Origin of the sequence: Micromonospora sp. NPDC050417 (assembly GCF_044458865.1) — a bacterium.
In the GTDB taxonomy this organism is placed as follows: Bacteria; Actinomycetota; Actinomycetes; order Mycobacteriales; family Micromonosporaceae; genus Micromonospora_G.
Window position 1 is genome coordinate 143,828 of sequence record NZ_JBITIH010000018.1, and the last position, 23,331, is coordinate 167,158.

The window sequence follows — 23,331 nt, forward strand, 5'->3', positions numbered from 1 at the left end:
GGCGACCCGGCCTGGTGAACAAAGATTTCCTGGACAGGATGGCCGACGGCGCCCTGCTGGTGAACGTGTCACGGGGGGTGGTGGACATCGAGGCGCTGCTCGCCGAGCTCGACGCGGGCCGGCTGCACGCTGCCCTGGACGTGACCGAACCCGAGCCGCTGCCCGCCGACCACCCGCTGGCCAATCCTGCTTCTTGCTGAAGCGGAGAGTCCAATGGCTGGTGTACGGCCGCAACATACGCAGCCGTGGCTCATGGAACGCCAGAGCGACAAAGGCTCGCAGCCGGGCACCCAATGGATCCGCGCAGTGGTTCTCGTACAACCACAGCCAGCTCGACTCCCGGCGATCGCCGCGTTCTCGTGCCTCGGCGAGGGCCACCGAGCCCAGGAACGGCCACACTGCCGCGACCTGCCCCGGCCGGGCCCCGGACAGCCACAGCCGGGCCGCGCCGGCCGCTGCCGTCAGATCTGCGGCATTCCCCTGCAAGAGAGTGGACCGGCAAGCGCGGAGCGCGAGATAAGACCTCCGCTCCCACGGGCTGAGCAGCAGCTCCGCGCACAACTCGCCGTTCTCTACAGTCGCGGTGCGATGAGCGTTTCGCTCTCCCGTGGGCATGCCCGAGGCGGTATTTCCTTCCGGTCGAACTCGGCCTGCCAGGCAAGGTGCGCGTCGCCTACCGCAACAACTCGGCTGACCAGGCCAGCAGGGCCTCACGCTCCCGGGGCGCAGCAGGGATGCCTTCCCAAATGGACTTGGCGGTGGCGGCAGGCCCTGCGGTGATGGTGGCGGCCCAGGAGCCCCGCGCCCAGGTGCTGCACCAGATCGAAGGGTGTCCACTCTGGGCAGTTCCGCACCTGCACGTCGAGGCTGGGCTCGGAGGCGACCGCAGCGCGGAAGGCGATCAATCGTTCGTCGATCAGCCGCAACAGATCGGGGAACTCCAGAATTTTCGCCACTCGGGCTTTTATCACCGTACTCGGCAGCCTGGCAGCGATTTCACAGCCGACCGGCGGGTGTCGCAGCCACGGCGGCTGACCCCGGCCATGCTAACTGATCCACTCGATCAGGCTGCCACGACCGGCTGCGTCTACGACGTCGGGGCGAGGTGGGTTGCCTCGATAGCTGATCATTGACCGGTGATAAGCCCTGCCGCACCGCCTGTGGAACCGGATACGTTCTCGTTGGCCACCCCACCGCTGTTTGCCGCTCTGGCTCCGGCCCGGAGCATCCTGATCGCCGGTGCTGGCGGCGGGTTCGACGTGTACGCGGGCTTGCCGCTAGCCCTCGCGCTGTGGAACAGCGGCGTGCAGGTGCATCTGGCGAACCTGTCCTTTTCGGAACTTGAGCTGATGGACCGTGATTCGTGGGTGGCAGAGCACGTCGCCGTGGTTTCGCCGGACTCGACCAGCACGGACTGGTACTTCCCGGAGCGCACACTCGCCCGGTGGCTGGCGGCTCGTGAGTTGCCGTCGACGGTGTACGCCTTTCCCCCGCTCGGTGTCCAGCCGTTACGGGACGCCTACCGTTACCTGATAGAACGGCTGGACATCGATGCGGTGGTGCTGGTCGACGGTGGCACCGACATCCTGCTGCGGGGCGACGAAAGCCACCTGGGCACGCCGGTGGAGGACATCACGAGCCTCGCCGCCGTGGCAGGCCTTGACGCGCCGGTGAAACTGGTCACCTGTCTCGGCTTCGGTATCGACGCCTATGACGGTGTCAACCATGTCGAGGTGCTGGAGAACCTCGCCGCACTCGACCGCGACAGCGGCTACCTCGGCGCGCTGTCCATACCTGGTGCGAGCCGGGAGGCGGTGCTGTACCGCGACGCCGTCGCCGACGCCCAGGCCTCCACCCCCGACCGGCCGAGCATCGTCCAAGGACAGGTCGCCGCCGCCACCAGCGGCGCGTTCGGAGACGTCCGGTTCACCCGGCGCACCGCCGCCGGCGACCTGTTCGTCAACCCGCTGATGGCGATCTACTTCACCGTCGACCTCGACAAACTCGCCGCCCGCTGTCTGTACCTCGACCGCATCGAGAACACCGTCGGCAGGCGACAGGTCACCACGCGCATCCAAGCGTTCCGCGACGAACTCCTCAGCGCACGCATCCCCCGCGCGTTTCCCCACTGAACGCCCGGACGGTGGCTCGATCCAGACGCACGGGTGGCGACGTCAAGACGTTCAGCGATTGAGTGCGGTGGTGGCGTGAGGCAAGCACCATTACAGGCGGTTGATCCACCCACCTAAGCGATGCCGCGCGACGCTATCTCGCCGACCGGCAGCCGACGGATCGCCCTGCCGGACTCGGTCTCCACCAGCGTCAGCGCACCAACCCAACTCGTATCGTCCGGGTACTCCCAACTGAGCGGATCTGCCAGCACCACCGCCAGCTCAGCCCTTGGCACAGGGTCGCCGTGCGCCAACCCTTCCCGACCGTCATCGGCAATCCAGCGTACGTAGCGGCGCATCTCCATCCAGCCGTTGTCCACCAGCCTCAGCAGAACGGAGGCGAGCTCGGACAACGACGGCTCCGGCTGGGCACGGTCGAGGTCGCCGAACACACCGGGCAACAAGTCCATCTCGAACGCGTTGATGAGAAACGCCTGCTCGACGTGCGTCAGGCCCTGCCACCGAGGAAGGCTCACAAAACGATCATCACATGGTGCACGGAACCCAGCCGACGAGCCATGCCGGACAGCCGTCGCTCGACCAGACTGGTCATCAGCACGCGTCACGGTGGGCGGACACGCCGTGGGGCCGTACGGCCGGTCCGGGGGGCCCGGCCTAGGCTGGTGCCATGGCAGTCGTGAAGATCAACGCGATCGAGGTCCCTCCGGGCGCTGGCGAGGAACTGGAGCGGCGCTTCGCCGCCCGTAAGGGAGCGGTGGACAACCAGCCGGGCTTCCTCGGCTTCGAGTTGCTCCGCCCGGTGGGCGGGGAGACCCGCTACTTCGTCTACACGAAGTGGGAGAGCGAGGAGGCGTACCAGGCGTGGGCCAGTGGTCCGGCGCGCGAGGCACACGGGCGGGGAGGCACCCCCTCCGGGGAGCAGCCCAAACCGGTCTCCACCGGCGCGAACCTGCTGGAGTTCGAGGTCGTGCCACTCACCGCCCCATCCTCGTCGAACTAGATCGACAAGTTGGGGGGCGTGGCGCCTGCTTGGCGAGGGGGCGCCACGTCTCGGGGGCGAGGGTCGGTGCTGGCGAACGCCGGGACGCTGCCGGACCGGTAATGGCCGTCAGGGGTCGCGGGTGTCGACCAGCGAGGCGAAAGCGACCACGTTGTCCGCGTACCCGATGCTGCCGCCGACCCACTCGCCACCGCAGGTGATCAGGCGGAGCCCGGGGCGCTCGTACGAGCCGTAGAGACGTTCCTCCGGGAGCTTCGCCTTGTCGAAGTGCTCGACCGAGTTGACCTCGAAGATGGCGACCGACCGGTCCTCCCGGGTCACCTCGATCCGCGCACCGGGCCGGAGTTTGACCAGGTCGTGGAAGACCGACGGACCATCCCGGGTGTCCGCGTGCCCGACGATGATCGCCGGCCCGAACTGTCCCGGGGTCGGTCCCCGGTCGTACCAGCCGGTCTCGTTGTGCTTCTCCAGCGGCGGTACGGCGATCGAACCGTCGTCGGCGAGCCCGACCTGGTGCACCGGCGCCCGTACCCTGATCGAGTCGATCTCGACCCGGATCGGTCGGCTCGGCTCCATCACCGGGAAGTCGTGCGGCGGGGGCCGGTCGGCGCCGCTGGCCAGGGTGCCCCAGAGGCTGCTGCCGGAATGGCCGAGTCCCGCGCCGGTGGCGAAGACTCCGAGGATCACGAGCAGGACCGCGAGCGGCCCGATCCAGCGGCGGCGGCCACGGGGAGTCTGGCGGCCGGGGCGGGGCGTGGGTGCTGGCGGGTACCTCCTCGGTTCCGGCCAGAGCCAACGCAGCGGTGACGTCCCACGGGCCCGGTCCGGGCGTGCCCGCGCACCGGTGCCGCCCGCAGGACGGCGCCTGTCGCCGGTCGGCGTCGAGTGGGGCGTGCTCCGCTCCGGACCCGGCCATTCCGGCGAACCAGGCGGACCGGGCGGGAAGAGTGGTCTGGACGTCGGGCGCGAAGTCGGCCTGGACGCAGTCGGGGCGGGGCGTCTCGGGCCGGGAGTGGGTCGGGATGCCCCGTCGGAGCGGCCGGCGGAGGACGGGCGGGCCATCGGCGTGCCGGTCAGGACGCGTGCCGGCCACCGGCCGGCGTCGGACCGTTGCGACGGCGCAGCGCGATCAGCCCGAGTACGGCGCCGACCAGCGTGACCGCGACCCCACCGCCGAGCAACAGGTCACCGACGTCCGGGCCGGCCGAACCGCCGAAGCCGGTCGCCGGGCCGTGCTTGGGTCGGCCGGACGCCACCACGTTCAACTGGGTCGTGGCGTTGCGGCCGTCCCGGCAGTTGAGTTTCACCCGGTACCGGCCTGAATCGGTACGCTCCGGCACCAGTGCCGCCGCGGTCAACAGACCATTCTGCGGCTGGACGGTGACGGTGCCGAAAGCGGCCGACTCGACCGTCGCCGGCTCGGTGTTGTCGCTGCAACTGGCCTCGATGCCGACGACCCGCCCGGCCTCGACGGTGCTCGGGCTGAGCTGGACGTAGATGTCCCCGGCCCACGCCGCAGACGGGACGAGGAGAACACCGGAGACCGCGACAAGGACGGCGAGCAGGACGCCAGTGCGTCGACCCGAAGACCTCATGACCCCTCCCGGCACCCTCGGGCAGCACCGGGCGGGCGTCACCTGGCCTGCCGTACGAAAGGAATTCTCTCATTCAGTGACGCCGAGCACACGCGTTCGACTCAGCCGATCGCGTAGGCTCACGTTCCTGTGACCTCCACCGACCAATTCCGGACCGATGCCATGTCCGCACGTCACCCCACCGGGATCCGCACCTTCCATCCCCGCCGGGGCCGACTCAGCGGACGGCATCTCGACGCGCTGGACCGCCTCTGGCCGAGCTACGGGCTGGTCGTCCCGGACTCGCCCGAGAGACCGGACTCCCCCGAGACACCGGACTCGCCCGAGACGCGGGTGGAACTGGCCACCCTGTTCGGTCGCCGGGCCCCGGTGGTGCTGGAGATCGGCTCCGGAATGGGCGACGCCACCGTGGCGATGGCCGCCGCCGACTCTGGCCGAGACTATCTCGCGGTCGAGGTGCACACTCCGGGAATCGCCAACCTGCTCGCGGTCACCGAGCGCCGGGAACTGACCAACGTACGGGTCGCCCGGGGTGACGCGCTCGAACTGCTCCGGTGCCTGCCCGAGGAGAGCCTCGACGCGATCCACGTCTTCTTCCCGGACCCGTGGCCGAAGGCCCGGCACCACAAGCGCCGACTGATCCAGCCCAGCCACGTCGAACTGCTCCGCTCCCGGCTGACGCCGGGTGGGGTGCTGCACTGTGCCACCGACTGGTCCGAGTACGCCCAGCAGATGCTTGAGACGCTCACCGACGACCCGCTGCTGGTCAACACGGTTGCGGGGTACGCTCCTCGACCCGAACACCGGCCGGTGACGAAGTTTGAACGGCGTGCTCTCGCCGCCGGCCGCCCCATCCACGACCTGATTTTCCGCCGCCGCTGACCGGGTGCCGCCGCTGATCCTGTGCCGCCGCTGACCGGGTGCCCCGGCGGCCGGACCGGGTTGCCCGTACCTCGGATTGGCGTTGGCGGCATGATCCAGGCACGATTGACCGGCCATGACGCTCACCGATCAGCTGCCGGGCAGCGCCGACCCAGACCTGCTCTTCGACGCCTTCGCCAACTGGGCCAAGGATCAGGGGCTCACCCTCTACCCCCACCAGGAAGAGGCGCTGATCGAGATCGTCTCGGGCGCCAACGTCATCCTGAGCACCCCCACCGGCTCGGGTAAGAGCCTGGTGGCGACCGGCGCGCACTTCGCCGCCCTCGCCGACGACCGGGTCAGCTTCTACACCGCCCCGATCAAGGCCCTGGTGTCGGAGAAGTTCTTCGCCCTCTGCGACATCTTCGGCGCCGAGAACGTGGGAATGCTGACCGGTGACGCGAGCGTCAACGAGGACGCCCCGATCATCTGCTGCACCGCGGAGATCCTGGCGAACATCGCGCTGCGCGACGGCGACCAGGCCGACGTCGGCCTGGTGATCATGGACGAGTTCCACTTCTACGCCGAACCCGACCGGGGCTGGGCATGGCAGGTGCCGCTGATCGAACTGCCGCAGGCGCAGTTCGTGCTGATGTCGGCCACGCTGGGCGATGTCAGCCGGTTCACCGATGACCTGACCCGACGTACCGGGCGCGCCACCGCCGTCGTGAAGAACGCCGAACGGCCGGTGCCACTGCTCTTCTCGTACGTGACCACGCCGCTGCACGAGACGCTCGAAGAGCTGCTCACCACCCACCAGGCACCGGTCTACGTCGTGCACTTCACCCAGGCCGCCGCGCTGGAACGCGCCCAGTCGCTGATGAGCATCAACGTCTCCACCCGGGCCGAGAAGGACGCCATCGCCGCCGCGATCGGCAACTTCCGCTTCACCGCCGGCTTCGGGCGTACGCTCTCCCGGCTGGTCCGACACGGCATCGGCGTACACCACGCCGGCATGCTGCCGAAGTACCGCCGCCTGGTGGAGACACTCGCCCAGGCCGGTCTGCTCAAGGTCATCTGCGGTACGGACACGCTCGGCGTCGGGATCAACGTACCGATCCGGACCGTGCTCTTCACCGCCCTGTCGAAGTACGACGGCGTACGCACCCGGCTACTCAAGGCGCGCGAGTTCCACCAGATCGCCGGACGGGCCGGGCGGGCCGGATTCGACACCATCGGCCGGGTCGTGGTGCAGGCTCCCGAGCACGTGATCGAGAACGAGAAGGCCCTGGCCAAGGCGGGCGACGACCCGAAGAAGCGACGCAAGGTCGTCCGCAAGAAGCCACCGGAGGGCTCGATCGGCTGGGGCCAGCCGACGTACGAGCGGTTGATCGAGGCCGAGCCGGAGACCCTCACCTCCAGCTTCATGGTCAGCCACTCGATGCTGCTCAACGTGATCAGCCGCCCCGGTGACGCGTTCGCCGCGATGCGGCACCTGCTCACCGACAACCACGAGGACCGGGCCGCCCAGCGCAAGCACATCCACCGGGCGATCGCGATCTACCGGGCGCTGCTCGCCGGTGGCGTGGTCGAGCAGCTCGACGAGCCGGACGCGTCCGGGCGACGGGTCCGACTCACCGTCGACCTCCAGTTCGACTTCGCGCTCAACCAGCCGCTGTCGCCGTTCGCGCTGGCCGCGATCGAGCTGCTGGACACGGAGTCGCCAACGTACCCGCTGGACGCGCTCTCGGTCATCGAGTCCACGCTGGACGACCCGCGCCAGATCCTCTCCGCCCAGCAGTTCAAGGCGCGCGGCGAGGCGGTCGCGCAGATGAAGGCCGACGGCATCGAGTACGAAGCCCGGATGGAGTTGCTCAACGAGGTCACCCACCCGAAGCCCCTGGTCGAACTGCTCGACGCCGCGTACGAGATGTACCGGCAGGGCCACCCGTGGGTCGCCGATCACCAGCTCGCACCGAAGTCCGTGGTCCGCGACATGTACGAGCGCGCGATGACCTTCGTCGAGTACGTCTCCTTCTACGGGCTGTCCCGCTCCGAAGGGCTGGTGCTGCGCTACCTGGCGGACGCGTACAAGGCGGTCAAGCAGACCGTGCCCGAGGACGCCAAGACCGAGGAGTTGGTGGACCTCATCGAGTGGTTGGGCGAGTTGGTCCGCCAGGTCGACTCCAGCCTCATCGACGAGTGGGAACGGCTGCGCAACCCGACCGAGGAGGGCGCCGAGGCGGTGATCGACCTGCGTCCGCCAGCGGTCACCGGCAACCTGCGCGCGTTCCGGGTACTGGTCCGCAACGCGATGTTCCGGCGGGTGGAACTGGCCGCACTGCGCCGCTACGACGAGTTGGGCGAGCTGGACGCCGAGAATGGTGGCTGGAACGCCGACGACTGGGCGGACGCGCTGGAGCCGTACTTCGAGTCGTACGACGACATCGGCACCGGTCCCGAGGCCCGGGGTCCGGCGCTGCTGATGATCGACCAGCAGCGGGACCGTTGGACCGTCCGGCAGATCTTCGACGACCCGAACGGCGACCACGACTGGGGAATCAGCGCGGAGGTCGACCTGGCCGCCTCGGACGAGGCGGGCGCGGCGGTCATCCGGGTCACCGAGGTGGGCCCGCACTAGCCGCTCTGGGCCGCCGGGGCTGGCAGGGGCGCGGCAGGGCCGCCCCTGCCACCGCCGGGCACGCCGTTCAGAACGGGTGGAACTCCTCGAACGGCGGCTCGACCGTCTGGGCGGGCAGTCTCACCGCCCTGCACCGAGGCACGGACTCGGCGGCGGGGTCGCCGCCGAGGGTCCGCAGGGTTCCGTCGGCGAAGGCGTCCGGAAGCACTGTCCAGCCGAGGTTGCGCTCGTAGTAACGCACCGCGGTCCGCACCGACGGCGTCCAGTCGTCGTCGAGCACGACCAGGCCACCCGGCCGGACGATCTTGCGGAGGTAGTAGAGATCGACGAAGACCTCGTGGAACCGGTGGCTGCCGTCCACGAAAGCCGCGTCGGCGACCAGGCCCTCGGTGACAAGTTCCGCCAGCGCGATCGACGAGGGAGCGGCCACGAGGCTGGTGATCGAGTCCAGCCCGGCAGAGCGGAGCAGGTCCCAGCCGACATTGGCGAAAGCCTGCTGCTGGAACGGGTCGATCACGACGTGTCGTGGGTGCGGTGAGCCGACGGTCAGCAGGGCTTCCCCGACGGCAAGGGCAGAGCTGCCGTACGCGAGCCCGACCTCCACGACCGTCCGGACGCCTTCCGAGACCAACAGGTCGCGAAGCAGGTCGCAGTCCCGTTCGGGCAGGCTGACCATCTCGAAGTCCCGCTCGGGGCCCCGCGTCCACGCCGGTCCCTCTCGTACGAGCCGGCTGCGTGTGGCGCGGACTCGCGTCGTCCGTACATCCGTCATGTGACCAGTGTGCCGTCAGGTGCCCTCGGGGTCGGGCCCGTTGACTGCTCGTCCGCCGTCAACCGGAAGGACGACGCCGTTGATGAATCCCGCAGCGGGCGACAGCAGGAAGGCGACGGTCTCCGCGACCTCGATCGGGGTGCCGACCCTGCCCAGCGGGTGCAGGACCGCCATCTGGAGGCCCACCTCGGGATGCTCGACCCGGTACTGCTCGAACCGCGCGGTGGTGATCGAGCCGAGCGCGACCGCATTGGTGCGGATCCCGGCGGGCCCATGGTCGACCGCCACCGCGCGGGTCAGCCCCTCGACCGCTGCCTTCGCGGTGGCGTAGGGCAGGGCACCACGGACGGGGCGCTGGGCCTGGTGGGAGGAGACGTTGACGATGGCACCGGCCCGCTGATGTAGCAGGAAGTGGTTGACCGCGGTGTGGCAGCCGGTCAGAGCCAGGGCCAGGTTCGCGGTGATGAGGTCCAGGATCTGGGCCGCCGAGGCACCACCGAGCCCGGCGTCACGGAAGATCGCGGCGTTGTTGACCCATCCGATAAGCGGTCCGGCGGCCTCTGCGGTCACGGCCGCTCGTCGCGCCGCGTCCGGCTCGCGGGCGTCGCCGGTGACCAGCATGGTCCGTTCGTGCTCCCAGTCGAGCTGGCCGGTGACGTCAAGGACGACGACGTACCCGTCGTCTGCCAGGCGTTCGGTAATGGCCCGACCGACGCCCTGGGCGCCGCCGGTCACCACAAAAGACGGTCGAGTGTGCATGGCAGCACGGCCTCCTGCTGGCTGCTCAGGTTCGAGCGGTGTTCTCCCCCGTGGCAATGCCCAGTACTCGACACCGTACCGAAACCAGGAGCCACCCACATCCGAGCGGTGCCACCGCTGGCTCCATGGCACCTTCCGTGGTCAGCACGCTTCCGAGCCTCGATCGGCGACGATGGATGGCATGGCTCGGCGGATGAAAACGAAGACGTGCAACGACCGACCCGGGGAGGCAGGGTGACTCAGCGCTCGCAGCACCAGCGGGGCCGGTGCCCCGTCTGTAAACGCCTCGTAGCCCTCACCGCTGACGGAAGAGTTGCGCGGCACAACGGCACCATTCGCGCCTACGCCCCGCCCGAGGAGTGCTCCGGGGGTGGACAGCGAGCGGAAGCCACGGGGCAATGAGCAACAGCGCGGCCCCGTGTAGATACCAAGTCAATCCGGACGGGTGCGGTGCGAACTACAGCCGGGCGGTGCCAAGTTCGTCCGGACGGGACAGGGTGACTCGCAAGCTGTTCCGGACGGCTCGCAAGATCACTCGCAGACGTACCCGGGAGCTCGCAAAGTTCGCTCGGACGCGACAGCCGGTACGTCCGTTTTCGGCTGGGCACAGAGCCGCCGATCGATTAGAATGGGTGTACTAATCCGGCTCCTGACCTGGGAGGACAGCCGTGACTGCGCCCGCGTCCAGCACGTCGCTCGCCACCACCGCGCCCGCCGCCGCCACCCAGCCCGCCGCCCCTGCAACGACCGCTCCCGTGCTGCCCTACGCCACCCTGCTCGCCTTCTCCCGCTACGTCGACCGGACCGGGCCTGCGAAGGCGAACTTCGTCGGCGGGCTGCGCAAGCAGCGGGCCAGCCGCTCCGGCTTCAACCCGCACGGCCAGTTCGTCAAGGCGCTCAAGGCCGACCTGGCGTTCCACACCGGGGGCACCCACCTCCGCCAGGTGCCCGACCTGGTCAAGCCCCGCTGGCGCCCCCTCTACCAGACCCTGGTTCCGGGCGCGCTGAGCTACCTTGAGTCACTCGGCGACCCGCGCTCGATCGACCTGGCGCAGACCCACGACGCGCTCGCGATGCTCGGCGGGTTACCGGTGAAGATCAACCCGCAGTTCGGACTGCGGCACGCCGACGGCCACGCGGAGGCGGTCCGGTTGCACTTCGACGAGGCACCGCCGAGCGACGAACTGGTGCTCGCCACGCTGCACCTGATGGCCCGGCACATGGAGCAGGTGCTGCCGCACGCCGAACCGGTCCTGGTCGACCTGCGCCGGGGCGTCACCCACCGCCGCGATCCGGCCGTCCGCGCCGACCAGGTCGAGCGTTGGCTCGCCGGTGAGGCCGCCGCGTTCAGCACCATCTGGTCCACCGCCTCCTGACCCCTCCCCCACCATCTGATCGCCCTCCGGCATCACCCGCCGAGAAAGTGGCCCTCCGCCGCCGGAGGGCCACTTTCTTGCAGTTGGCCCCGCGTCGGAAATCACACCACCCCTGCGTTGTTACGGAGAGTTCCTACAGTGACTGTGTGATCAATACCTTGGCGGTGTTTCTCGGAACCTGCCTGCTGCTCGCCATGGTTCCCGGTCCGGGAGCGGCCGTGATCTTCCGCCAGGCGGTCGGGGACGGCCGCCGGTCCGCCTTCATGACGATGCTCGGCAACGAGACCGCCCTGGTGATCTGGGGGATCGCCGCCGCCTGCGGACTGACCGCTCTCGTCACCGCCTCACAGTTGGCGTACGACACGATGCGGATCGTCGGCGCGGGCGTACTCATCTGGCTCGGCGTCCAGGCGTTCCGCTCCGTACGACGGGGAGAGTCCACCTTCGCCCCGCCCACCGGCCCCGCCCCGGGCCGGTCGAGCGGCTGGCGGTCCTACCGCACCGGACTGATCGCCAACCTGACCAACCCCAAGGCCGCCGTGTTCGCCATGTCGTTCCTGCCGCAGTTCGTACCCGGTGGGCTGCCCGTACTGCCGACCGTGGTCCTGTTGGCAGTGCTCTGGGCGGTGATGGACGCGCTCTGGTTCAGCGGGGTCATCTGGTTCATCGGTCGGGCGAGGAGTCTCTTCGACCGTTCCGTGGTCCGTCGCCGGCTGACCCAGTTCTCCGGAGCCGTACTCATCGCCCTCGGCCTGCGACTCGTCACCGAGTAGACCGTCCCGGCGCACACCGCGCCCGGAGCGCCGGAACACATCAGCACGCCGGCAGGAACGCCGGAAACACCTCCGCGCCACGGCCGACGATGGTCGTCGTGGCCGTGGCGCGGAGAGTTGCCGAAACGCACCCCCGGCGGGGTGCGGCGCGGCGATCAGGCGGCGATCAGGTACTTCTGCACGTCGTCCAGGATCTTGCCGGCCGCGGTGACTCCGATGCCGGTCATCCAGGTCTCGTCCTCGACGGTGTACGCCTTGCCGGCCTTCACCGCGGAGAGGTTCTTCCAGAGGTTGCCGGCGGTCACCTGGGCCTGCTGCGCGACGGCCTTCTCGCCGAACGCGCAGACGAAGATGACGTCGCCGTCGACCTCGCCCATCCGCTCCGGGCTGACCTTGTCGAACCGCTTGTCGTCCTTGTCGGCCAGGAGCTGCCGCTCGGGACGGCCGAGGCCGACGTCACCCATCACGATGCCGGAGAACGACTCCGGGCCGTACACCCGGATCTCGGTTGCCCGGAACCGGACGATCGAGATCTTCTTCGCCGCCGGGTCACCGATCTTGGTGCCGACCTCCTTGGCCCGCGTCTCGTAGCCGGCCAGCAGGTCCTTGGCCTCCTGCGCCTTGCCAAGGGCCTCACCGTCGAGGAGGAAGTTGTCCTTCCAGGTGATGCCCACCTTCTCCGTGAAGACGGTCGGGGCGATCGCGCTCAGCTCGTCGTAGAACTTCTCCTGGCGGAACTTGCTGCCCATGATCAGGTCGGGCTTGAGCGCGGTGATCGCCTCAAGGTCGGGCTCGGTGAGCAGGCCGACGGTCTTGATCGAGGAGACCTTGTCACCGAGGTACGTCGGCAGCCCCTCGGACTCACCGGCGGTGGCGGCACCGACGGGCACGATGCCCAGCGACAGCGCGCTGTCGATCTTGTCGGTGTCGAGGACCACGACCCGCTGCGGGTGGACCGGGACCTGGGTGGTGCCCATCGCGTGCACGACCGGGTGCGTCTGTGCCTCGTCGGTACCGGCCACCGGGTCGCTCTTGGCGCATCCGGTCAGGCCGACACCGAGGGCGACGACCGCGGCGAGGGTAGCGGCGGAACGGCGCATGGAAGTTCCTTTCAAATCGATTCAGGGAGATCGTGCGACATCAGTGCGTACGGAGTTGACGGTCAGGGAACAGGCGCTCACGCGCCCTGCGGTCAGGCCGGGGCGGCGATCGCCGGGGCGGCGGTCGCGGTAGCGGCCAGGGACGGTGTGGTGAGCGCGGGTACGACCAGCGGCGCCCCGCTCACCGGGCACGGCACGACCACGCAGTCGAGCCCGAAGACCTCACGGACCAGCTCCGCCGTGAGGATCTCCCGTGGCGCGCCGGCGGCGACGACCGCACCGGCCCGCATCGCGACCAGGTGGTCGGCGTACCGGGCGGCCTGGTTGAGGTCGTGCAGAACCGCGACCACGGTCCGCCCGCGCTCGACCCGGAGCTGGTGCAGCAGGTCCAGTACCTCCACCTGGTGGGCCAGGTCGAGGAAGGTGGTCGGCTCGTCGAGCAACAGCGCCTCGGTCTGCTGGGCCAGCGTCATCGCGATCCAGACCCGCTGCCGCTGACCACCGGAGAGGGTGTCCACCGGCCGGTCGGCCAGCTCGTCGACCGCGGCCAGGCGCATCGCCTCGCGTACCGCCTCGGCGTCCTGCGTCGACCACTGGCGCCACCAGCTCTGGTGCGGTTGCCGGCCCCGGCCGACCAGGTCGGCGACGGTGACCCCCTCCGGCACGAGTGGGCTCTGCGGCAGCACGCCGAGCCGCCGGGCCACCTCCCGGGTCGGCAGGTCACGGATCGCGGCGCCGTCCAGCAGGACGGTGCCGGCGCGCGGGGTGAGCAGCCGGGCCATGGTGCGCAGCAGGGTGGACTTGCCGCACGCGTTCGGCCCGACGATGACGGTGAAGGCGTTGGCGGGCAGGTCGAGATCGAGCCGGTCGAGCACGGTCCGCTCGTCGTACCCGGCGACGAGTTCACGGGTGGAGAGCATCAGGGATTCCTCCGGCGGCCACGAACGAGCAGGAAGAGCAGGTACGGCCCGCCGATGGCGGCGGTGAGTACGCCCGCGGGCAGTTGCGTCGGGGCGAACAGTCGCCGGCCGGCGAGGTCGGCGAGGACCACCAGCAGGGCCCCGACGAGGGCGGCGCAGAGCAGTGGGGGCCGCTCGGAGCGGACCAGCCGCCGGGCCACCTGCGGGGCGACCAGGGCGACGAAGTCCACCGCCCCGACCTGCGCGGTCACCATCGCGGCGACCAGAACCCCGACGCCGGCCAGGCCGACCCGCCGGGCGGTGGGGCGCAGCCCGAGCCCTCGGGCGGTGTCGTCGTCCAGCGCGCTGCTGTGCAGTGCCCAGCCGGCCCAGAGCAGCGCCGGCAGCAGCACCAGCAGCGTGAGCGCGATCCACCCTGCCTCGGTCCAGCCCTTTCCGGCGAGGGTGCCGACCAGCCAGATCTGCGCCCGCTGCCCGTCGATCGGGTCCGCCGAGAGCATGACCACCTCGGTCACCGCGCGCAGCGCGATGGCGACCGCGACGCCGGCCAGGACGAAGCGTTGTGCGGCCAGCCCGTGCCGGGCGCCGAGGACGAAGACCGCCGCCGCCGCGAGCAGTCCACCGACGAGCGCGGACGGGGCGAGGATCGCGGCCGAGGCACCGGTGGTCAGTGCGACGGTGGCGACCAGACCGGCGCCCTGGGTGATGCCGATGACGTCGGGACTGGCGAGCGGGTTACGGGCGACGCTCTGGATCAGGGTGCCGGCGATGCCGAAGGCCGCTCCGACGGCCACCGCGAGCACCACCCGGGGCAGCCGGAGCTTGTTCACCACCAGGTCGTACGGCGTACCGGCGCCGTCCGGTGCGCCGAGGTTGCGCAGCGAGTGCAGCACGTCGACCGGGGCGACGTAGGGCGTACCGAGGGAGAGGCTCAGCACCATCGCCCCGGCGAGCAGGATCAGGAGCACGGCCGCGACCAGGATGGAACGCCGCCGGACGAGCAGGCGGATCCGGCCGGCGTGCAGCAGGAGGCGGCCGGGCAACAGGAGGGGGTCGATGGCATGGAGCCGGGCGGAACCGGGCCGGACTGGCCCGGGGGTGCCGGTGGCGGTAGCCGTGGGGTCGCCGCCGGAGGTCGTCGGGGTGGTGCGGGCGCTCATGCGGTCACCACCCGGGCGCGACGGACCAGGAAGGCGAGCAGGGGCGCGCCGAGCAGCGCGGTGATGATGCCGGCGGGAACCTCGCCGGGCGTGATCAGCCGGCCGACGATGTCCGCGCCGAGCAGCAGCGCGGGCCCGAGCAGCACGGAGACCGCGAGCGTCCAGCGTTGGTCGGCGCCGACCAGGGCGCGGGCCAGGTGCGGCACGGCGAGCCCGACGAAGGCGATCGGCCCGGCGGCGGCGACACCGGCACCGGTGAGAAGTACGGCCGCCGCTCCCCCACCGATCCGGATCAGCCCGACCCGGTTACCCAGCCCTCGGGCGACATCGTCGCCGAGGGCGAGCGCGTCGAGGCCCCGGGCGACCATCGCGGCGAGCAGCAGGCCAACGAGGACGAACGGGGCGACCTGGGCGGGAATGCCCGCGCCCCGGCCGGTGAGCCCGCCGACCACCCAGAACCGGTACTCCTCGAAGGTGTACGAGTCGACGGTGAGCAGGCCGATCGTGACCGCCCCGAAGCTGGCATCCATGGCGGCGCCGATGAGGGCGAGGGTGACCGGGCTGGCGCCTTCGCGGGTGCGGCTGGCGATGCCGAACACGAGCACCCCGGCGAGCAGGGCGCCGAGGATGCCGAACCAGACGTACCCGGTCAGGGTGGTGACACCGAAGGCGGCGATGGCGGTGACGACGCCGAGCGAGGCGCCGGCGCTGACGCCGAGGATGCGGGGCTCGGCGAGCGGGTTGCGGGTGAGGGCCTGGAGCAGCACGCCCGCGACGGCCAGCGCCGCGCCGACGACGAGCCCGAGGAGCGTACGCGGCACCCGCAGGTCGTTGACGATGGTGCTGGCCTCGCCGCCGTCCGGGGCGACCAGCGCGTGCCACACCTGCGCGGGCGCGAGAGGCTTGCTGCCGAGCGCCAGGCTGGCGAGGAGCAGCAGGCCGAGCAGGACCAGTGCGCCGACGACGACCGTGAGCCGGGACAGCCCGGACCGGCCGGACGGGGTCGCCGCCGCCCTCGGTGGTGTCACGACATCGTGCACCTGCTCTCACCTCCCTGCTTAGGATCGCCTTACCTTAGGATCTGACCCGCTCTCGGCCTAGTAAGAGATGACCGATCTCACCGTCAGGGCCCCCGGTGCACCTAGCCTGGAGAGATGGAGCTCGAACACCACACCGTCGCCCTGGTGCGCCGCCCGGCACAGCCGCCGGAACTGCCGGCCGCCGCCGTGGACCGCCTGTGGGCGGCCCACCTCGCGCATCAGGCGGGTCTGGTCGAGCAGGGTCACGTCATCGCGGCCGGGCCACTGGTCCGCCCGGACCGTACGAACGAGGGTGAACTCTGCGTGTTCGTAACCGCACCAGAGGTTGCCGTCCGGCTCTACGACAACGATCCGGCGGTGAGCGCGGGTCTCCTCTCGGTCGAGGTGGCAACCTGGGCCGTCCCGGCGGGAAATGTTCGTTTCGAGGGCGTGTCGCTACCGCCGTCGTTGCTTGACCCCGGCCCGGCTTGACCCCAGCCCGACCTGACCCCGATCCGCACCGGCTACCTGGTCTTCTCCGAATCCCCCTGCTGACCGCCGACCACCCGACTCCGCACCACGGGCGGACGGGCGACGACACGGCACCGCCGGCGCCCGTCCGCCGGCACCCTCCACCGCCGGCTGCCTGATCGGCGGAGCGCCGCGCACCGCGCCCCACGGTCCGGCAGGCTGGCCGCATGGGGGTCGACATCATCTACGGCACGCACCCGATCACCACCGACGACGAGGCCGGCCTGGCGACCGGCTGGCTGCCCGGCGAGCTTTCCGCGTACGGCCGGCGGTGCGCCCGGGAACTCGGCGAACGCCACCGGGGCAACCGGCTCTCCGCGATCTTCTGCTCCGACCTGTTCCGGGCGGTGGAGACCGTGCAACTGGCCTTCGGCGCGTACCGGATCCCGATCCACCGGGACACCCGACTGCGCGAGTGTGACTTCGGCGACCTCAACGGCGCGCCACTGACCGAGATCGCCGCGCGCCGACCCCGGCACCTCGACAAGCCGTTCCCGAACGGGCAGAGCTTCCGGCAGGTGGTCGATCAGACGGCCGGCTTCCTGGTCGACCTGGCCGCCGCGTGGGACGGGCACCGCGTGCTGCTGGTCGCCCATCCGACCACCGGCTGGGCGCTGGAACACCTGCTCAACGGCCAGGTGCTGACGGAAGTGATGGCGACGGAGACGGACTGGCGGCAGGAGCGCTCGTACGCCCTCCCCTCCGGCTGGCCGGACGCCGCCGCCTGAGCCGACGACCCGCCGGCCCGGGTCGGCAGGAGCGCTCCGGGCCCGCCCAGCGGGGCTCGTGCGGGAACCGGCGGATAACCCCGGGCGCTTCCCCGCGGGGCTGCCTATCCTTGGCGACGATATGCAAACACCATCCGCCCCCGCGCTGCCCGATCCGATCCGCGAGGCGCAGGCCCGCCTGCCCGAACTGATCTTCCGTGACCAGCGCCGGATCCAGCGCCGGCTCGACGGCGTCCGCAAGATCCGTGACCCCCGCAAGCGCGAGCAGGCCGCCGAGGAGATCACCGCCGACCTGACGGCGGCACAGGAGCGGCTGGCCCGGCGCCGTGCCGGTGTACCGGTGATCACCTACCCGGCTGGTCTGCCGGTGAGCGAGAAGCGGGACGACATCGCGGCGGCGATTCGGGACCACCAGGTGGTGATCGTCGCGGGTGAGACCGGCTCCGGCAAGACCACCCAGTTGCCGAAGATCTGTCTGGAGCTGGGGCGCGGCGTACAGGGGCTGATCGGGCACACCCAGCCCCGGCGGCTCGCCGCCCGTACGGTCGCCGACCGGATCGCGGAGGAACTCGGCACCGAACTCGGCGGCGCGGTCGGCTACAAGGTGCGCTTCACCGACCAGGTCGGTGACCAGACCCTGATCAAGCTGATGACCGACGGCATCCTGCTCGCCGAACTCCAGCAGGACCGGATGCTGCACCAGTACGACACGCTGATCATCGACGAGGCGCACGAGCGCAGCCTCAACATCGACTTCATCCTCGGTTATCTCCGGCAGCTACTGCCCCGCCGCCCCGACCTCAAGGTGATCATTACCTCGGCCACCATCGACCCGCACCGCTTCGCCCGGCACTTCGGCGGGCTGGCGGCGGGAGTGATCGGCGAACCGGCCCCCGAGCCGGAGGCAAACGGGACCGCCGAACTGGAGGCAAACGGGACGGCCACACCCGACGGTGGGCCGGAACGGGTCGCCGGCCCGCCGGTGGTGGAGGTCTCCGGGCGCACCTACCCGGTCGAGGTCCGCTACCGGCCACTGGTCGAGGTCGCCGACGAGACCGAGGAGACCGACGACGGCGACAACGTACGGGACCAGATCCAGGCGATCGGCGACGCGGTCGAGGAACTCGCCGCCGAGGGGCCGGGCGACATCCTGGTCTTCCTCAGCGGCGAGCGGGAGATCCGCGACACCGCCGACGCGCTCTCCCGACTCGTCCAGCAGAAACCAAGGCTGCGCGGCACCGAGATCCTGCCGCTCTACGCCCGGCTCTCCACCGCCGAACAGCACCGGGTCTTCCAGTCACACGCCAACCGGCGGGTCGTGCTCGCCACGAACGTGGCCGAGACCTCACTGACCGTCCCCGGCATCAAGTACGTGATCGACCCCGGTACGGCCAGGATCTCCCGCTACAGCCACCGGCTCAAGGTCCAACGGCTGCCGATCGAACCGGTCTCGCAAGCCTCGGCGAACCAGCGCAAGGGCCGCTGCGGGCGTACCTCGGACGGTATCTGCATCCGGCTCTACGACGAGTCGGACTTCCTCAGCCGGCCCGAGTTCACCGAGCCGGAGATCCTCCGGACGAACCTCGCCTCGGTCATCCTCCAGATGACCTCGATCGGGCTCGGCGACATCGCCGCGTTCCCGTTCATCGACCCACCGGACCGGCGCAACATCGCCGACGGCGTCAACCTGCTGCACGAACTGGGTGCGCTCGATCCGACCCAGACCGACCTGAACCGCCGGCTCACCCCACTCGGCCGCAAGCTGGCCCAGCTACCGGTCGACCCGCGCCTGGCCCGAATGGTGCTGGAGGGCGAGACCAACGGCTGCGCCAGCGATGTCATGGTCATCGCTGCCGCGCTCTCCATCCAGGACCCGCGCGAACGGCCGGTCGAGAAGCAGGCCCAGGCAGACCAGGCACACGCACGGTTCGCCGACCCGGAGTCGGACTTCATCACCCTGCTCAACCTCTGGCGTTACCTGCGCGAACAGCAGACTGAACTCTCGTCGAGCGCGTTCCGTCGGATGTGCAAGGCCGAGTTCCTCAACTACCTACGGGTACGCGAGTGGCAGGACATCTTCAGCCAACTCCGGCAGGTGGCCCGTACCCTCGACGGCGGCAACCCGCGCGGACAGCGCCCGACCCGCGGCCGACCCGAGCGTCGCGCCGACGCACCGGGCCGCCCGGCCGCCGTGGAAGCGCCGACCCCGGACGTGGCGCCCACGCCGGACGTGGCGCCGGTGGCCGACGGTGAGCCGGCGGTGGATGCCCGGCGGATCCACCAGTCGTTGCTGGCCGGGCTCCTCTCCCACGTCGGGGTCAAGGACCTGCAAGGCTCGGCCAAGGGGTCGTCGTCGCGCGGCGGCGGGCGCGGCAGCGAGTTTCTCGGTGCCCGGGGCGCCAAGTTCGCGATCTTCCCCGGCTCCGCCCTGTCCCGCCGTCCTCCGCTCTGGGTGATGGCGGCGGAACTGGTGGAGACCTCCCGGCTCTGGGGCCGGGTGGTGGCGAAGGTGGAGCCGGAGTGGGTCGAGGCGCTCGCCGGGCACCTGGTGAAGCGCACCTACAGCGAACCGCACTGGGAGAAGCGGCAGGCCGCCGTGGTCGCCCAGGAGAAGGTCACCCTGTACGGCATCCCGCTGGTCACCAATCGCAAGGTCAACTTCGGCCGGATCGACCCGGAGCTGTCCCGGGAACTCTTCATCCGACACGCCCTGGTGGAGGGCGACTGGCAAACCCCGCACCGGTTCTTCCACGCCAACCGGGAACTCCTCGACGAGGTCGAGGAGTTGGAGAACCGGGTACGGCGGCGGGACATCCTGGTCGACGACGAGACCCTGTTCGACTTCTACCAGCAGCGCATCCCGGCCGAGGTCGTCTCCGGGCGGCACTTCGACACCTGGTGGAAGCGAACCCGGCGGGACCAGCCGGACCTGCTCACCTTCGACCGGACGATGCTGATCAACGCCGGTCGCGGCGGGGTCGCGGAGTCCGACTACCCGGACTCGTGGCATTCCGAAGGGCTGGCACTGCCACTCACGTACCGGTTCGAACCGGGGACGAACACCGACGGCGTGACCGTCGACATCCCCCTGCCGATGCTGAACCAGGTGCCGGCGGAAAGCTTCGACTGGCAGGTGCCGGGGCTGCGGGAGGAGGTGGTGATCGCACTGATCCGGTCACTACCGAAGGCCGTACGCCGCAACTTCGTACCGGTGCCCGACTACGCGCGGGCCGTACTCGCCAACGTCACACCCGGCCCGGAACCGCTGATCGACGCCCTCACCCGGGAGCTGCGCCGGATGACCGGGGTGACCGTGCCCCGCGAGTCGTGGGATCTGGACAAGCTCCCGGCCCACCTACGGCTCAACTTCCGGGTGCTGGACGAGGAGAACAAGCCGGTCGCGCAGGGACGGGACCTGACCGCGCTGCAACGTCAGCTCAAGACCGAGGTACGCCAGACGGTGGCCGCCGCCGCCCCCGAGCTGGAACGGCACGGGCTGCGGGAGTGGAGCATCGACGCCCTGCCCCGCACCCTGGAACGGGTCCGGGGTGGTTACCGGGTCACCGCCTACCCGGCCCTGGTCGACGAGGGCGAGAGCGTCGGCGTACGGGTCTTCGAGTCCGAATCGGAGCAGCAGCAGGCGATGTGGGCGGGGACCCGCAAACTGTTGCGGCTCACCGTCGCCTCGCCGGTGAAGTTCCTCCAGGGTCGACTGAGCAACGAGGCGAAGCTGGCGCTCAGCCGCAACCCGCACCGCAACGTGATCGACCTGCTGGACGACGCGGCGGGTGCCGCCATCGACAAGCTGATCGCCGATGCCGGTGGGCCGGCCTGGGACGCCGACGGCTTCGCCGCGCTGCGGGACCATGTCCGGGCGCACCTGGTCGACACGGTGGTCGAGGTGGTCGCCCGGGTACAGCGGGTGCTGAGCGCGGCGTACGCCGTGGAGCAGCGGTTGGGGCGTACCACCAGTCTGACCCTGGTGGCCGCGCTCGCCGACATCCGGGCACAGCTCTCCGCGTTGGTGCACCGGGGCTTTGTCACCGAGACCGGGTACGCCCGCCTCGCCGACGTACCCCGCTACCTGACCGCGATCGAGCGGCGGCTGGACCGGCTGCCGCAGGACCCGGCCCGGGACCGGACCCAGTTGGCCCGGATCGTCCAGGTGCAACAGGAGTACGACCAGATGCTGGCGAACCTCCCTCCGGCCCGTCGCGGCGACGACGCGGTACGGCAGATCCGGTGGCTGATCGAGGAGTTGCGGGTCAACATCTTCGCCCAGGCGCTCGGCACCCCGTACCCGGTCTCGGAACAGCGGATCTACCGGGCGATGGACCTGGCCGAGGGACGCTGAGGGTTTACCGACATCCGATCGCTACCGAACGGTGACGCTGGTGGTTGATGCTCAAGGCCATCGGACCCCCGGGAGGCGGCCATGGCTCTGCTTCGGACGCTGCTGAGTCCACTGCTGTTCGGCCTGGTGGGGCTGACCTTCCTGCTGCCGTTCGCGACGGTGACGGTCCAGGCCGATCGGGTGAGGCTCGACCAGACCTGGTCCGGCCTGGACCTTCTCGGCGGCGCCCGGGGCGAGTACCGGCTGGCTTTCGACGACTACGACGGAACGCGGGTCGTGCTGCGCGGCGAGGAGTTCGGGCGGCTGGAGGCGGCTCCGCTGCCGGACCCCGACGAGGGCCTGTTCGTGCCCCGCCAACCCGCCCTGATGGTCGCCTTGGTCGGCATCCTGGTCGGGGTGCTGGGCGGGCTGGTCGGCCGCCCCGAAACCCGGCGACTGATCTCCTCCGTCGCCGCGACCGGCACGATCGGGGCGCTGACGATCGGCCTGCTGCTCGTCTCACGACGATTGGCGGGGCAGTACGACGACCACCCGCCGTACCTCAGCTTTCCGCCGGGCTCCGGCTACTGGTGGGCGGCCGGGCTGCTGGTCGCGCTGAGTCTGGGAAACGCGGTCGCACCGTACCTGCGGGGTCGACGGCGGCAGGCGATCGAGCCGGAGGAGGCGGTGTCGCCCACGTCGGGTGAGCCGGGCGCCTGACGCGTGGTCGACGCCCGGACACCGAACTCAGGCCAGTTGGAAGGTCTGGCAGTCGGCGGCGTCGAGGCCAGGCGCGACGGTGATCGCCGAGGCGTGGCACTCCAGCCCCTGGTTGTACCGGCACTCCGAACGTTTGCAGGCGCCCACCTGCGCGGTCACCTCCTCGATTCCGCCCTTGCGCGCGGTGCCGATGAACGTGTCGCACTGGGAGTTGCCGACGCCGATGGTGATGGCAAAGGCACGGCATCCGTCATGGTTGTAGCCGCAGTCGGTGACGGTGCAGTCCCGTACGCGCGGCATTTCCAGCATCTGGGTCATGTGCTTCTCCCCCCTCTTTTCTTCCACCGTGGTGGTACCCGGACCGGCGTTGCTGATTCCTCGGCTGTCACCCGGATAAATTCGCCCCAGCCAATAAGGATTGCCTTTCCTTCGCCCGCTGAACCCACCCCCTCCGTCAGACGACGACACGGGACGCCACGGTGGCGCTCTGCCGCCGGATGAGTTCCGCCGGCACCTGTTCGACCTGATGCACACCCGGTGTCTGGAGGGCGAGGGTCATGGCGCGGGCGCCCATTTCGGCGAGGGGGAGGCGGACGGTGGTGAGGGTGGGGGTGACGTCGCGGGCGATGGGCATGTCGTCGAAGCCGGTGACGCTGATCTGTTCGGGGACTTTGATGCCTCGGGTGCGGAGGAGGGCGAGGGCGCCGATGGCCATGGTGTCGTTGAGGGCGGCGATGGCGGTGAGGTGGGGTTGGGTGTCGAGGAGGTGGGCGGTGGCGGTGGCGCCGCTGTCGCGGTCGAAGTTGGCGTAGGCGATGTGGCGGGTGGGGAGTTTGTGGCCGTGGTCGCGGGCGGCGTGGCGGAGGCCGGTGAGGCGGTCGGTGGTGGTGGTGAGGTGTTTGGGGCCGGCG

22 protein-coding genes and 2 pseudogenes are annotated in these 23,331 nt (G+C 70.3%); 11 read left to right on the forward strand and 13 right to left on the reverse strand.

The window, feature by feature from the left end; translation table 11 throughout:
• Nucleotides 1-8: 8 nt before the first annotated feature.
• Nucleotides 9-179, forward strand: a pseudogene (locus tag ACIBF5_RS23170) (NAD(P)-dependent oxidoreductase); the annotation flags it as partial.
• A gap of 49 nt (nucleotides 180-228) precedes the next feature.
• On the opposite strand, the pseudogene ACIBF5_RS23175 reads toward ACIBF5_RS23170, so the two are convergent.
• Both ACIBF5_RS23175 and ACIBF5_RS23180 read right to left on the reverse strand, forming a co-directional pair.
• Nucleotides 229-615, reverse strand: a pseudogene (locus tag ACIBF5_RS23175) (hypothetical protein); the annotation flags it as partial.
• Nucleotides 616-710: 95 nt separating this feature from the next.
• Nucleotides 711-971: a maleylpyruvate isomerase N-terminal domain-containing protein gene (locus tag ACIBF5_RS23180; RefSeq protein ID WP_396814874.1), complete on the reverse strand. Its 261-nt coding sequence runs from the start codon at nucleotides 969-971 to the stop codon at nucleotides 711-713.
• Nucleotides 972-1,136: 165 nt separating this feature from the next.
• Here ACIBF5_RS23180 and ACIBF5_RS23185 point away from each other — a divergent pair, with 165 nt between their 5' ends.
• Nucleotides 1,137-2,132 carry a DUF1152 domain-containing protein gene (locus tag ACIBF5_RS23185; protein WP_396814876.1) on the forward strand — a complete coding sequence of 332 codons (996 nt, stop codon included), beginning with the start codon at nucleotides 1,137-1,139 and terminating at the stop codon, nucleotides 2,130-2,132.
• A gap of 113 nt (nucleotides 2,133-2,245) precedes the next feature.
• Here the strand turns inward: ACIBF5_RS23185 and ACIBF5_RS23190 are convergent, their stop codons facing one another.
• Entirely contained in the window at nucleotides 2,246-2,647 is a 402-nt protein-coding gene (locus tag ACIBF5_RS23190; protein WP_396814878.1) for a hypothetical protein, read from the reverse strand.
• A gap of 152 nt (nucleotides 2,648-2,799) precedes the next feature.
• Here ACIBF5_RS23190 and ACIBF5_RS23195 point away from each other — a divergent pair, with 152 nt between their 5' ends.
• Nucleotides 2,800-3,132, forward strand: a complete 333-nt coding sequence (locus ACIBF5_RS23195; RefSeq protein ID WP_396814880.1) for an antibiotic biosynthesis monooxygenase family protein — start codon at nucleotides 2,800-2,802, stop codon at nucleotides 3,130-3,132.
• A gap of 108 nt (nucleotides 3,133-3,240) precedes the next feature.
• Here ACIBF5_RS23195 and ACIBF5_RS23200 read toward each other — a convergent pair whose 3' ends face one another.
• Both ACIBF5_RS23200 and ACIBF5_RS23205 read right to left on the reverse strand, forming a co-directional pair.
• Nucleotides 3,241-3,843 (reverse strand): class F sortase, encoded by a 603-nt coding sequence (locus ACIBF5_RS23200; RefSeq protein WP_396814933.1) that lies wholly within the window; start codon nucleotides 3,841-3,843, stop codon nucleotides 3,241-3,243.
• A gap of 362 nt (nucleotides 3,844-4,205) precedes the next feature.
• Complete coding sequence (locus tag ACIBF5_RS23205) at nucleotides 4,206-4,727, reverse strand: hypothetical protein (RefSeq protein ID WP_396814882.1); 522 nt, start codon at nucleotides 4,725-4,727, stop codon at nucleotides 4,206-4,208.
• A gap of 162 nt (nucleotides 4,728-4,889) precedes the next feature.
• Here ACIBF5_RS23205 and trmB point away from each other — a divergent pair, with 162 nt between their 5' ends.
• Together trmB and ACIBF5_RS23215 are read left to right on the forward strand one after the other, a co-directional pair.
• Complete coding sequence (gene trmB, locus ACIBF5_RS23210; protein WP_396814884.1) at nucleotides 4,890-5,609, forward strand: tRNA (guanosine(46)-N7)-methyltransferase TrmB; 720 nt, start codon at nucleotides 4,890-4,892, stop codon at nucleotides 5,607-5,609.
• 115 nt (nucleotides 5,610-5,724) lie between these two features.
• Nucleotides 5,725-8,229: a DEAD/DEAH box helicase gene (locus ACIBF5_RS23215; RefSeq protein WP_396814886.1), complete on the forward strand. Its 2,505-nt coding sequence runs from the start codon at nucleotides 5,725-5,727 to the stop codon at nucleotides 8,227-8,229.
• A 67-nt stretch (nucleotides 8,230-8,296) separates the two neighbouring features.
• Here the strand turns inward: ACIBF5_RS23215 and ACIBF5_RS23220 are convergent, their stop codons facing one another.
• Together ACIBF5_RS23220 and ACIBF5_RS23225 are read right to left on the reverse strand one after the other, a co-directional pair.
• On the reverse strand, nucleotides 8,297-9,001 hold the full coding sequence (locus ACIBF5_RS23220) for a class I SAM-dependent methyltransferase (protein WP_396814888.1): 705 nt from the start codon (nucleotides 8,999-9,001) through the stop codon (nucleotides 8,297-8,299).
• 15 nt (nucleotides 9,002-9,016) lie between these two features.
• The gene (locus tag ACIBF5_RS23225; protein WP_396814890.1) at nucleotides 9,017-9,760 is read right to left on the reverse strand and encodes an SDR family NAD(P)-dependent oxidoreductase; all 744 of its coding nucleotides are present in this window, start codon (nucleotides 9,758-9,760) and stop codon (nucleotides 9,017-9,019) included.
• Nucleotides 9,761-10,515: 755 nt separating this feature from the next.
• Here ACIBF5_RS23225 and ACIBF5_RS23230 point away from each other — a divergent pair.
• Nucleotides 10,516-11,136 (forward strand): hypothetical protein, encoded by a 621-nt coding sequence (locus ACIBF5_RS23230; protein ID WP_396814935.1) that lies wholly within the window; start codon nucleotides 10,516-10,518, stop codon nucleotides 11,134-11,136.
• 146 nt (nucleotides 11,137-11,282) lie between these two features.
• Nucleotides 11,283-11,909, forward strand: coding sequence for a LysE family translocator (locus ACIBF5_RS23235; RefSeq protein ID WP_396814892.1), 627 nt, complete (start codon nucleotides 11,283-11,285; stop codon nucleotides 11,907-11,909).
• Nucleotides 11,910-12,064: 155 nt separating this feature from the next.
• On the opposite strand, the gene ACIBF5_RS23240 is transcribed toward ACIBF5_RS23235, so the two are convergent.
• The 4 genes from ACIBF5_RS23240 to ACIBF5_RS23255 all read right to left on the reverse strand — a co-directional run bounded on the left by ACIBF5_RS23240 (nucleotide 12,065) and on the right by ACIBF5_RS23255 (nucleotide 16,129).
• The gene (locus ACIBF5_RS23240) at nucleotides 12,065-13,009 is read right to left on the reverse strand and encodes an ABC transporter substrate-binding protein (protein WP_396814894.1); all 945 of its coding nucleotides are present in this window, start codon (nucleotides 13,007-13,009) and stop codon (nucleotides 12,065-12,067) included.
• A 92-nt stretch (nucleotides 13,010-13,101) separates the two neighbouring features.
• Nucleotides 13,102-13,929 (reverse strand): ABC transporter ATP-binding protein, encoded by an 828-nt coding sequence (locus ACIBF5_RS23245; protein WP_396814896.1) that lies wholly within the window; start codon nucleotides 13,927-13,929, stop codon nucleotides 13,102-13,104.
• Entirely contained in the window at nucleotides 13,929-15,089 is a 1,161-nt protein-coding gene (locus ACIBF5_RS23250) for a FecCD family ABC transporter permease (RefSeq protein ID WP_396814898.1), read from the reverse strand. The genes ACIBF5_RS23245 and ACIBF5_RS23250 overlap by 1 nt, the downstream gene beginning before the upstream one ends.
• Nucleotides 15,086-16,129, reverse strand: a complete 1,044-nt coding sequence (locus tag ACIBF5_RS23255) for a FecCD family ABC transporter permease (RefSeq protein ID WP_396814900.1) — start codon at nucleotides 16,127-16,129, stop codon at nucleotides 15,086-15,088. Before ACIBF5_RS23255 ends, ACIBF5_RS23250 begins: the two co-directional genes overlap by 4 nt.
• Nucleotides 16,130-16,243: 114 nt before the next feature.
• On the opposite strand from ACIBF5_RS23255, the gene ACIBF5_RS23260 reads away from it, so the two are divergent.
• The 4 genes from ACIBF5_RS23260 (at nucleotide 16,244) to ACIBF5_RS23275 (ending at nucleotide 22,420) form a co-directional block, all read left to right on the forward strand.
• Nucleotides 16,244-16,600 (forward strand): YciI family protein, encoded by a 357-nt coding sequence (locus tag ACIBF5_RS23260; RefSeq protein WP_396814902.1) that lies wholly within the window; start codon nucleotides 16,244-16,246, stop codon nucleotides 16,598-16,600.
• Nucleotides 16,601-16,806: 206 nt separating this feature from the next.
• Entirely contained in the window at nucleotides 16,807-17,367 is a 561-nt protein-coding gene (locus tag ACIBF5_RS23265; protein WP_396814903.1) for a histidine phosphatase family protein, read from the forward strand.
• A 121-nt stretch (nucleotides 17,368-17,488) separates the two neighbouring features.
• The gene (gene hrpA, locus ACIBF5_RS23270) at nucleotides 17,489-21,721 is read left to right on the forward strand and encodes an ATP-dependent RNA helicase HrpA (protein ID WP_396814905.1); all 4,233 of its coding nucleotides are present in this window, start codon (nucleotides 17,489-17,491) and stop codon (nucleotides 21,719-21,721) included.
• An 81-nt stretch (nucleotides 21,722-21,802) separates the two neighbouring features.
• On the forward strand, nucleotides 21,803-22,420 hold the full coding sequence (locus ACIBF5_RS23275; protein WP_396814907.1) for a hypothetical protein: 618 nt from the start codon (nucleotides 21,803-21,805) through the stop codon (nucleotides 22,418-22,420).
• A gap of 27 nt (nucleotides 22,421-22,447) precedes the next feature.
• On the opposite strand, the gene ACIBF5_RS23280 is transcribed toward ACIBF5_RS23275, so the two are convergent.
• Both ACIBF5_RS23280 and ACIBF5_RS23285 read right to left on the reverse strand, forming a co-directional pair.
• Nucleotides 22,448-22,738 (reverse strand): DUF1540 domain-containing protein, encoded by a 291-nt coding sequence (locus ACIBF5_RS23280; RefSeq protein WP_396814909.1) that lies wholly within the window; start codon nucleotides 22,736-22,738, stop codon nucleotides 22,448-22,450.
• 136 nt (nucleotides 22,739-22,874) lie between these two features.
• Nucleotides 22,875-23,331: LacI family DNA-binding transcriptional regulator (locus tag ACIBF5_RS23285; RefSeq protein ID WP_396814911.1), on the reverse strand; the 457-nt coding region annotated here is incomplete at its 5' end.